2 protein-coding genes are annotated in these 2,334 nt (G+C 44.6%); both read right to left on the bottom strand.

Going from position 1 to position 2,334, the window contains the following annotated elements:
* Positions 1-270 precede the first annotated feature (270 nt).
* Complete coding sequence (locus H5125_RS21530) at positions 271-1,338, bottom strand: IS91 family transposase (RefSeq protein ID WP_182745467.1); 1,068 nt, start codon at positions 1,336-1,338, stop codon at positions 271-273.
* Complete coding sequence (locus H5125_RS21525) at positions 1,335-2,225, bottom strand: site-specific integrase (RefSeq protein ID WP_182745465.1); 891 nt, start codon at positions 2,223-2,225, stop codon at positions 1,335-1,337. Before H5125_RS21525 ends, H5125_RS21530 begins: the two co-directional genes overlap by 4 nt.
* Between the last annotated feature and the right edge of the window lie 109 nt (positions 2,226-2,334).

Raw genomic sequence — 2,334 nt, 5'->3', positions numbered from 1 at the left:
TAACTAATAAGGATAGGCCGCGCGAAGCCGCGTCCTTATCCCAAGTGTTGAACAAGCCCGAACACGTGAGATGTGACTCTTTATTATGTAATTAACAGTTCGAGAAAACGCGCTGTTTGATGTGATTGTTAGCTAGCTACTTTTCAGTAGGCAGCAAGTTTCCTTAGCCTCTTTGCTAATTAGTTAACTCGCTATATTTCAGTATCTTAAATTAACCCTCCACGGTATTCAGTTAAGCCATTATCCTTATTATCATTTTCAACATTAGGTTCAGGGTATTAAGTTTGTCAGTCGTTTCACTATGCCCATAAAGTGCATTGGTTGCTGACAACAGGGGCAACGGCGTGTTGCTAATCTGCGCTTTATCTCGGGAATGATTGGAAATACAGCCCCAGCAACCGCCAGCATCAGTTGTATTTGTAGCCTGAGTTTTTTGGCATTGCCTCTGAGTAATCCATAGTCTCTCACTCGTCGTAACCCTTTCGGTAATACGTGTTGCAGTATTAACCAGAGAAATTCAGTAGCGGGTAAGGTTCGTACTTTTGTAGACTGAGTTTGACTGTCTTTATACTCAAAACTAACAAGCCCATCGACATCACTTTTGATGCTTTTGTCTGGCAGTACGCCGCGATAAAGATAGCGTGATAGATATTGCAGTGCAGGCAACCCTTTACCCATATGCTGGCAATCAACCACCCACTTTTTCGGCAATGAGGTTGGCAGTTTGAGATTCAGTTTTGCCAACTGTTCCAGTAAACGTGCGCGCCACACTTTAGCTAAATTGAAAGCGTTGAACAGGTATTTGCCCTTATTCTTTTTCCAGTGTTGTTGGGTTTTGTTGAAACTGCCCGCTGGAATAATAAAGTGAATATGCGGATGTAAATCTCGCCGCCGGCTGTGAGTATGCAGCACGCCAGTGAAACCAATATCACCGGCAAGTTTTGGTGAGTTAAGTGCAAAGTCTTTGAGCACACTGGCAGCCACTGAAAACATGGCTGGATAGAGTGCTTCCGGTTGATATTTAGCCACCACACGCAGCTCATATGGCAAAGTAAATGTCACCATAAAGTAATCGACAGATAACAATTTAGCCTGTTGCTTAGCTAACCAATCTGCTGTGGTGTTGTACTGGCATTGGGGACAACTGCGATGACCACATGATAGCGGGAAATCTGCTGTATGAGTGCACCCCTGACAAACCCAGTGGCTAGCTCTTTGGGTGTGAACGCGACAGCTCAGCATGGCATTAATGGCATGGCGCATTGATGTTGTTATTTTGCCATCATAAGCTTGATTAAACGCATCAAGATGGTCACGTAAAATATCGATAAACTTCATATCTCGCACTCCCACTTCAACACCAAATTATTAGTGAGCTGGTTAACCGACAAGGCCGTGTTTTTACGGGTAATATGAGTGAGACGTGTATACCTTGCTGTGGTGTTTAGGCTGTTGTGACCGAGCAAGTGTTGTACTGAGCGTAAATCTAATCCTTGCTCTAGCAAATGAGTCGCATAGCTGTGACGTAAATTATGTGGACTGATAGATTTGTGAATGTTGCACTCAGAAATCACTTTTTTCATGGCCTTTTGAATACCACCGCGGTCCATCAGCGAGTCTGGCTTGCCGTCTTTACCGGGAAATACATGCCGAGGATGGCGATGGGTTTGCCAGTAATACCGAAGCGATAACAATGTGCGTTGTGGTAAAGGTACTAGCCTATCCTTGCCGCCTTTGGCGTCACGAACATGCACCTGCATCAACGCTGAATCGATATCGCCAACCTGTAATGAAATTGCTTCACCGAGGCGCAACCCCATACTGTATAAGGTTAAAAAGCACACTTGATATCGCAGCTTATGGGTGAGGCTAATGACGATTGAGACTTCGGCAGGGGTTAGAATATCAGGTAGGCGTTTGACCTGCGGCGGCTTAACAATGTTGAGCCACTCCCAAGATTGATTAAGGACATACCGGTAGAAAAACTGTAATCCATTGCGGTCGAGTTTTACGGTACTCCAGGAGTGAGAGGCAATTAAATCAGCAAAATAACGCTTCAAATCATCGGTTGAAAGGTTATCAGGGCAACAGTCAAAATAAGCACTAATGCGCCTAACTGCGCGACTGTACGCATCGATGGTAGCAGGCCGCTTGCCTTGCAGAGTTAAATTGGTAAGATGTTGTTCATAAAGAAAATCAAAGCGTTGTTGTTCATGAGTTTCCATGGTGATACTCCTAGGTAATGCCAAGGTAGGCAGGGTCTAGTAAGTATTTATGATGGTGAGAAAGATGGGCTTTTATCTTTTCTGCCGCAGAGCGGCTTCGTTCAACAAG

It is taken from the genome of Shewanella sp. SR44-4 (assembly GCF_014163715.1).
In the GTDB taxonomy this organism is placed as follows: Bacteria; Pseudomonadota; Gammaproteobacteria; order Enterobacterales; family Shewanellaceae; genus Shewanella.
Note: the sequence above shows the minus strand (reverse complement) of the source record. Positions and strands in the feature narration are given on the sequence as shown.

Coding starts and splice junctions, on each gene's coding strand:
- H5125_RS21530 (WP_182745467.1), bottom strand. CDS start 1,338: ATGAAGTTTATCGATATTTTACGTGACCATCTTGATGCGTTTAATCAA.
- H5125_RS21525 (WP_182745465.1), bottom strand. CDS start 2,225: ATGGAAACTCATGAACAACAACGCTTTGATTTTCTTTATGAACAACAT.